General features: G+C 54.8%; 9 protein-coding genes. 4 read left to right on the top strand and 5 right to left on the bottom strand.

The genetic code is table 11. From position 1 onward, the window contains the following. The first annotated feature begins 759 nt into the window (after window positions 1–759). The 4 genes from J4D99_RS21640 to J4D99_RS21625 are packed head-to-tail and all read left to right on the top strand — an operon-like array spanning window position 760 to window position 3316. Window positions 760–1137: a ribbon-helix-helix domain-containing protein gene (locus J4D99_RS21640; RefSeq protein ID WP_208133839.1), complete on the top strand. Its 378-nt coding sequence runs from the start codon at window positions 760–762 to the stop codon at window positions 1135–1137. Continuing rightward, window positions 1134–2138 carry a relaxase/mobilization nuclease domain-containing protein gene (locus tag J4D99_RS21635; RefSeq protein WP_208133838.1) on the top strand — a complete coding sequence of 335 codons (1005 nt, stop codon included), beginning with the start codon at window positions 1134–1136 and terminating at the stop codon, window positions 2136–2138. The genes J4D99_RS21640 and J4D99_RS21635 overlap by 4 nt, the downstream gene beginning before the upstream one ends. A 34-nt stretch (window positions 2139–2172) precedes the next feature. Beyond that, window positions 2173–2838: a hypothetical protein gene (locus tag J4D99_RS21630; RefSeq protein ID WP_208133837.1), complete on the top strand. Its 666-nt coding sequence runs from the start codon at window positions 2173–2175 to the stop codon at window positions 2836–2838. A gap of 40 nt (window positions 2839–2878) precedes the next feature. Beyond that, the gene (locus tag J4D99_RS21625; RefSeq protein WP_208133836.1) at window positions 2879–3316 is read left to right on the top strand and encodes a hypothetical protein; all 438 of its coding nucleotides are present in this window, start codon (window positions 2879–2881) and stop codon (window positions 3314–3316) included. A 147-nt stretch (window positions 3317–3463) separates the two neighbouring features. Here J4D99_RS21625 and J4D99_RS21620 read toward each other — a convergent pair whose 3' ends face one another. The 5 genes from J4D99_RS21620 to J4D99_RS21600 all read right to left on the bottom strand — a co-directional run bounded on the left by J4D99_RS21620 (window position 3464) and on the right by J4D99_RS21600 (window position 6312). Next, window positions 3464–3766, bottom strand: coding sequence for a hypothetical protein (locus tag J4D99_RS21620; protein ID WP_208133835.1), 303 nt, complete (start codon window positions 3764–3766; stop codon window positions 3464–3466). A 231-nt stretch (window positions 3767–3997) separates the two neighbouring features. Continuing rightward, complete coding sequence (locus J4D99_RS21615) at window positions 3998–4639, bottom strand: hypothetical protein (RefSeq protein ID WP_208133834.1); 642 nt, start codon at window positions 4637–4639, stop codon at window positions 3998–4000. A gap of 217 nt (window positions 4640–4856) precedes the next feature. After that, complete coding sequence (locus tag J4D99_RS21610) at window positions 4857–5117, bottom strand: Txe/YoeB family addiction module toxin (protein ID WP_208133833.1); 261 nt, start codon at window positions 5115–5117, stop codon at window positions 4857–4859. Then, the gene (locus tag J4D99_RS21605) at window positions 5114–5338 is read right to left on the bottom strand and encodes a type II toxin-antitoxin system Phd/YefM family antitoxin (protein ID WP_208133832.1); all 225 of its coding nucleotides are present in this window, start codon (window positions 5336–5338) and stop codon (window positions 5114–5116) included. The genes J4D99_RS21610 and J4D99_RS21605 overlap by 4 nt, the downstream gene beginning before the upstream one ends. A gap of 17 nt (window positions 5339–5355) precedes the next feature. Continuing rightward, window positions 5356–6312, bottom strand: a complete 957-nt coding sequence (locus J4D99_RS21600) for a replication initiation protein (RefSeq protein ID WP_208133831.1) — start codon at window positions 6310–6312, stop codon at window positions 5356–5358. Window positions 6313–6473: the final 161 nt, after the last annotated feature.

Below are 6473 nucleotides of genomic sequence, written 5' to 3'. Positions count from 1 at the left end.
CCACTAAAACCCGTTTATAAACCCACTAAAACCCGTTTCTCACCCACTAAAACCCGTTTCTCACCCACTAAAACCCGTTTCTCACCCACTAAAACCCGTTTATAAGTGCCATAAAATTTTGAAAATCAATTAGTTGCAAGCCCCTCAAATAGAACAAAGCTTTTAAAATACAACAATTGTTGTTCGCGCGAGGAAAAAAGGCTTTTAGGGTCTGTTGAAAAGGTACAACGCCGCGAACAAAACAAAAACAACAAAACCCTTGGAAGCCAGTAACTTGCGCGCATTCAATAAATACTATATTATTAATAATTAACAGGTTATAAACACAAATGACGAGCTTATGTACTGTTTTGGGCGGGGTAGTACTCACTAGTGCCGGGCAGTGGGGAAGAGGGGCCGGCAAGGACTAGATAGCAACTGGGCTGGGCAGGATAGGGGAAGGCAGTCAGCAAAGGGAGCAGTGGGTAGGGTGGCCAGGGAGGGGGGTAGGTGCCGAGGGGAGCGAGGGAAATAGCACTAGGGGAACGGGAGAGCCAAGAGGGAGCAGAAGTCAGAGCTAGCAGCAGGAGGGTCAGTAGGTCAGCAGATAGTAAGCAGGTAGTTGGCAGGAGGAGCACATCTATCGTACCTTGTAAGCCCGTTAGTAGCTCACCAATGTAGAAAGCAAGAAGTGTTTTTGCTTCGCAAAAACCCTGGTCGGCCGTTGGCCTCCCTCTTCTTGCACCGGCGGGGAGCTCTAGCCCTAACTCATTTTTGGCCATGTCAGTTGATAGCCTTACCCCCCAGCCAGCGAAGAAGCAACGGGCTCCCGGCCGGCCTAAAGCCGAGGCTCCCCACGACGCGACAATTCAATTGCGCCTCGATAAGCGGCAGCTAGACCAGGTAACCGAGCAGGCCCAGCAGACCGGGCTGAGCCGGTCGGCCATCATCCGGGCAGCGCTCGACGGGGTGCGGGTACTCCAGGCCGCGCCGACCCCTGAGCAGCGTGAGCACTACCGGCAGCTCGTCAAGCTGGCTACCAACCTGAACCAGCTGGTGGTGCAGGCCCGCGTGGGCCAAGACGTGCAGGACCGGGCGCGGGCCACGCTCGCCCAGGTGCAGCAGCTGCTGGCCACCCTCAACCAGACCCAGGCATGATAGGGAAAGTGAAAATCGGCAAGAGCTTCGGGGGCATCTGCCGCTACGTGTTCCAGGAGGACAAGCAAGCCCAGGTGCTCGATGCGGAGGGGGTACGCACTGATAGCGCCGCCCACATGGCCCAGGACTTCCAGTACCAGCAGGCGCAGCGGCCAGGGCTCGGCAACGCCGTGCTACACGTCGCGCTGGCCTTACCGGCCGAGGACGCAGCCAGCCGCAGCCCCGCGCAGTTGAGCGAGCTGCTGCGCGAGGCCGGACGGGCTTACGTGCAAGCGATGAAACTAGAAAACACGCAATGGGCGCTGGTGCAGCACTTTGACAAGAACCACCCGCACGCGCACCTGGTGGTGAACCGGGTAGACAACGACGGGCAAACGATAGCCGACAACTTCATTGGCCAGGAGAGCCGGCGCGTGTGCCAGCGCCTGGAGCAGCAGCTGGGCTTGACGGTGGCCGAGCAGCGGGGCCGCGAGCAGGCCCGCGAGGTCGAGCCCACCCACCGGCAGGCCACGGCCCAGACCCCGAAGGCTCAGCGGGACGCGGACTGGCAGCGGGCGCGCCATGAGGTAGCCAACGCCCTGAAGCATACCGCGCCCTACGCTGGCAGCTGGGACGAACTGCAAGCCCGGCTGGCCCGCCACGACGTGCAGGTGCAGCCGAGCACCCACCAAAAGAAAGATGGGCCGCAGGTGTACGGGGTGGTATTCGAGAAGGACGGGCACCGTTTTAAGGGCAGCGAGGTGGCCAAGGAGTACAGCGCCAGCAAGTTGCAACAGACGTTTGCCCAGCACCAGGTGCAGGCCCCCGCCCTGGTGCAGCACGCCGACCAAGCCGCGAAAGCCTACGAAGCGGAAGCCCTGAATCGGCTCTTCCAGGAACAGGCCCGCCAGGCGCAAGAGAAGGCCCAGGAAAAAGCCCAGGAAGCGGCCCGCCAGACGCCGCAAGTGCCTGCGCAGCAGCAAGCGCCCAGCCGGAGCCAAGACGGCGGCCTAAGCCTGTAAAACACCTCTTTTAGTATCCTTTTTCCCTTTGGTTATGAATCCCCAACTTGATATCTACGGCAACATTGGCGAAATCCGCGACGCGTTAGATACCCTGCTCAAACGGGGCAAGCCGGTTAGTGTGGCCGATTTGCAGGCGCTGGTGGCCACGGTCGAGGCCAAAAGCCGCCCCACTATCAACTTGCCGGCCGACGAAGTGGCGAAGCGACTCGTGCCGCAGCTGCTGCCCCTGCTACCCACGCCGGCCACCTTAGCCCAGGCGGGCCAGCAGGCCGCCACGCGCATCGAGGCGGCTATCACGGCGGGCACCCAGGCCGGGACGCAGCAGGTCATGGCCAGCGTGCAGGAAAGTACGCGCCAGCTCACGGCCGCCGCCGCCGCCCTCACCAAAGCCGCCGAGGTGGTGCCCCGGTCGGTGCCGGTGGACTTTTTGCAAGGTTGGCGCTGGCCCACGGGCTTAGCGTTAGGGCCGGTGCTACTCGTGCTGTTAGGCTTGTGGATAGGCGGGGCTTTTTCGGGCGTCGCGCAGGCCAAGTACGACCAGCTGCAAGCCGAGAAGCAGGCGCTTACGCAGGCTAACGAGAAGCTGCTCACCCAGGGCCGCTACTACTTCGACCAAGCCCAGCAGTACCGGAAGAAATTTCCTAAAACAGCCGCTAGTTTCCCGAAGTATGTAGCCCCAGCTCCAGTGGTTAAGTAGCTCTTACGTAAGCTATTTATAACAATGTAAAAACTTATTTATGAGAAATTTATATGTTTTTTTTGTGGCTTTCGGTCTGGTGTCTTGTAACCACATTGAGACAGGCAAAACATTGAAGAAATCGGACCTTGATTTTATCCGAAGTATCGGACTTCTTGATGAAGGGGAAGAAATCCATAAGTTCTATTCTGAACTCAGAAACAAGAATGCAGGTAACTTCTTCACGGATAAGCGGATGGCTGCTTACTGGATTGATGATAAAAACAAGCGAAAGACGGCTTTATCATCTGCTTTTTATCCAGAGATTGTCTCGATTGATACCGTTTACTACGCTGGTGCTACTTATTGCCCTTATATGCTTGTTAATAAAGACGATAGCACACAATTCAAAGTGTGTGCTGAGGGGAAAAGAGCAGAGGTTAAGCAATTCTTTGAGGAAGCATTAAACCTATGGAAAAAGAATAGAAGGCCACGCTAGCTGAATGCAAATAGGAAGAAAGTGCCAAAACAGCGGCTAGCTTCCCCAGTCCTATTAGGATTTTACATTCTGTAAACGGTGGTTTGCAGCATGTAAAAAACTTGCCCTCTGTTTAAATTACCCTTTCGCTGAACCGTTAGCACCAGTTCACAGCAGATTAATCAGCCAGCGGGTGTGCTCCGTGTGGGTGAAAGGGTCTTTTTGCACCTTGGCCAATGCCTGTTCGCGAAAATGGGCGCTAAATGTCTCGCCGGCGGGGGTGATAGCATACGCCGGTACTTGGCTTTGGTCTAGCTGAACCAGGTACCCATGGGCCAGCAGGTACTGCTTGATTTCGCCCCAGTGCAGCCAGCCAAAGCGCCGTTCTAAATGTCGTGTGATACTGTAGGCATTGTCGGCCAGGCCGTTTTGAAAAAGCAGGAGCGCAATAACGGGTTCGTGTGCTTCCATTCTTCAGAAGGCTAGGCTAATCCTGGAAGATGCAAAATACCGCTCGTTTCGTAAGCGCCCAAATAGGAGTCTGGTCCCCGCCAAAGTACTACGCCGGCCGCGCCCCGGCGGGAGGCCCAAAACTGGCCTTTTTTCCAGACTTGTCCGGTAAGAAATCTTATGTTAATCAACTATTCCAAGAAATCAGCGGGAAAAGGAGCTGCCTACTACCTTGCTCAAAATCCTATTTATCTACTCCAGGTTAGGTAGGTAAGTAGCAAACTTCTTAGGGGTCTTCAAGACCAACTTCTCGTTGGCTTTAAAGCCATAAAACTGGCCCCATACCGTCTGATTTACTTGCTTGGTGGCACTGGTATCTAGGCACCACCCCTGCGGGCGTAGTTCGTACAGTAAGATGGGATTGTAGGTGGATTTAGTCGGGTCACCGAGGCCTTCCGTGTAGTCGCGAACACCGGCATATTCCAGCCGTCCATCTCCGTCCACATCACGCGGCGGACTGTTCAAAGCTGGGAGTACCTGCTTGCGTACCACCTGACCACCCGCGACGGTAAGCAGCAGTAACTCATTCCTACTAGGCCGATTATTGCGCTCCAACAGCACTTGGTAGCCTCCCGTTTGCAGGGGCACGACGTGCGGCCACAGTCGTTTCTTAAACTCAAATTCTACTTGTGGGTCCGCTCGGTAGACCACCTTGCCCTGCGTGGTACAGACCAGCCGAGATACGTAGGGCAGGCACTCACTCGTCGCATCCCACACGCCGGTCACGAGCAGCGCCGGGGCATACGTGGTCCGAAAGGGCTTCTGTTTACAGGGCGTTTGGAAGCCCACTAAGGCGCACATCCCAAGCGAGAGCAGTCCGACAGCTTGTATCATAAAGTAAAACGCAAGCAAGAGAACGATGTAGCCACGAAGATGCGCCAACGGGTAGATATGCCCTCCGGTAGCAGGGTGTTTATAGCTGAGCTTGTCACATTTCTTAAACCAACGTTTAACTAATGTGACAAACTTACTTGGTAAGATAGTGAGCTGATAGTCTGATTATTGAGAAGAACAAAAGGGAAAAGAAGTTGCTTCCCCACTGCCCAAAGCGCTACTTGGCGTAATGGAAGCGGCATTGCAGCACGTACACTAAATCGGCCTCAAAGCGGTAAATCAGCCGGTGCTCCCCGCTGATGCGGCGCGACCAGTAGCCGGCGAAGTCGTGCTTGAGGGGTTCAGGCTTGCCCGTGCCCGTGGTGGGCGTGCGCAGGCACTCTTTGAGCAGCGCCCGAATCTTGCGCGCCATTGCCTTGTCGGTGTCGAGCCAGTACTGAAAATCTTCCCAGGCGGCAGTGTCCCAGCTCAGCGTCATATGGTGGCCGGCAGCTCGTGGGTTTCCCGCTGGCCCCGGCGGTCGCGTTCGAGGGCTGCATACAGCCGCTCAGCGTTGGCTGCTGAGGACAGCAGGTAGGCGGTTTCATCCTGAGCAGGGGCTTTAGCGGCTTGGCCCCGCAGCTTAACGAAGGGCAGGCTGCGCAGCAGTTCCAGCAGGAAGTCAGCGCGGTTATCAGGGATTTCGAGCGTGATTTTCATCGGGGCAAAGGTACGAATTAGGCGGTAGGAGCTTTAGCAGTTTTGGCCGCGACCAAGCCCAGCTTGACCAGTAGCAGTCCCCCAGGATTACGGCTGGCTTTGACCTTGCCCGTTTTTAGGTCGTGGTTGTATCGATTCACTTCCGCGACGTGGGCGGCGCTGGTCAGGATGGTTTGCCGGTGCTTGACGTCAGTGATGCGCAGCTCGTCGAGGACGCGGGCGGCGTTGTCGTAGTGGCTTTGCTGCACGCCGGGCACATTCTGAGCCGTGGCCACCAGGTCAAAGGGGATAGTTTCGGCCAAAGCTTGCGGTTTGACGGTGAACACGATGTGGGTGTAGGTTCTAACCCGCTTTTCGAGCTTGTAGCTAATGTTTAGCTCGGTGTGCTCATTGATTTGCTTGACGGCTACATCTAATACACTCTCTCGAAAATCACTGATTCTAAGCATCTTCTCGTTGCCCTTGTCATCAAGTAGGCCAAGCATTTGCTTAAAATCCTGAATATCATACTTTTTAGTCTCCCCTTGGTCTTTCCATTGGCTACAGTACTGATAAATCCGCTTGGCATATTTGCTAGTCAAGCGTAGTGCCGAAGCCAATTCGTAGCTGGTAAAATTCTCTTTAAGGTCAAATAGATAGGGCGTAATGTCTTCTGTGAGCTTGATTTCGATGATGCCTTGCCCAAGTAGATAGTCCACGCGCTGAAACATCCATAGTTGCCGATACCGGGTTTCAGTTTGAACCTCAAATACACGGCTGCCCATATCCGATGTGGCCTTGTGCAGATAAGCAGCATTGTACTTTTTGCCGGTTAGCAATGATAAGTCTTTGATGTTCAATTCATACACCCTATCCTGCTGGTCTTTGCGCAGCTTGGAGAGTAGGAAGAACAGCAAATCCAGTTGTATCTCCGTGTATTCGTACCGAGCATTGGTCAGCGCGTTATGTTGACGGATTTCTATTTCCTTACTCATTGTGGTGAATAGCTGATTATTCGACAATTATAAGCATGAAACGGGTACTGTATTCGGAATCAGTTTCTAAAACCCGCATACAACCCACTAAAACCCGTTTATAAACCCACTAAAACCCGTTTCTCACCCACTAAAACCCGTTTCTCACCCACTAAAACCCG

Source organism: Hymenobacter sp. BT559, from assembly GCF_017571525.1.
Classification (GTDB): domain Bacteria; phylum Bacteroidota; class Bacteroidia; order Cytophagales; family Hymenobacteraceae; genus Hymenobacter; species Hymenobacter ginsengisoli.
This window is presented reverse-complemented; position numbering and strand designations above follow the sequence as displayed.

What these genes read in the sequence shown, in the direction of transcription:
- J4D99_RS21610 (WP_208133833.1), bottom strand. Translation starts at nt 5,117, where the DNA reads ATGACGCTGAGCTGGGACACTGCCGCCTGGGAAGATTTTCAGTACTGG.
- J4D99_RS21615 (WP_208133834.1), bottom strand. Translation starts at nt 4,639, where the DNA reads ATGATACAAGCTGTCGGACTGCTCTCGCTTGGGATGTGCGCCTTAGTG.
- J4D99_RS21640 (WP_208133839.1), top strand. Translation starts at nt 760, where the DNA reads ATGTCAGTTGATAGCCTTACCCCCCAGCCAGCGAAGAAGCAACGGGCT.
- J4D99_RS21600 (WP_208133831.1), bottom strand. Translation starts at nt 6,312, where the DNA reads ATGAGTAAGGAAATAGAAATCCGTCAACATAACGCGCTGACCAATGCT.
- J4D99_RS21635 (WP_208133838.1), top strand. Translation starts at nt 1,134, where the DNA reads ATGATAGGGAAAGTGAAAATCGGCAAGAGCTTCGGGGGCATCTGCCGC.
- J4D99_RS21630 (WP_208133837.1), top strand. Translation starts at nt 2,173, where the DNA reads ATGAATCCCCAACTTGATATCTACGGCAACATTGGCGAAATCCGCGAC.
- J4D99_RS21620 (WP_208133835.1), bottom strand. Translation starts at nt 3,766, where the DNA reads ATGGAAGCACACGAACCCGTTATTGCGCTCCTGCTTTTTCAAAACGGC.
- J4D99_RS21625 (WP_208133836.1), top strand. Translation starts at nt 2,879, where the DNA reads ATGAGAAATTTATATGTTTTTTTTGTGGCTTTCGGTCTGGTGTCTTGT.
- J4D99_RS21605 (WP_208133832.1), bottom strand. Translation starts at nt 5,338, where the DNA reads ATGAAAATCACGCTCGAAATCCCTGATAACCGCGCTGACTTCCTGCTG.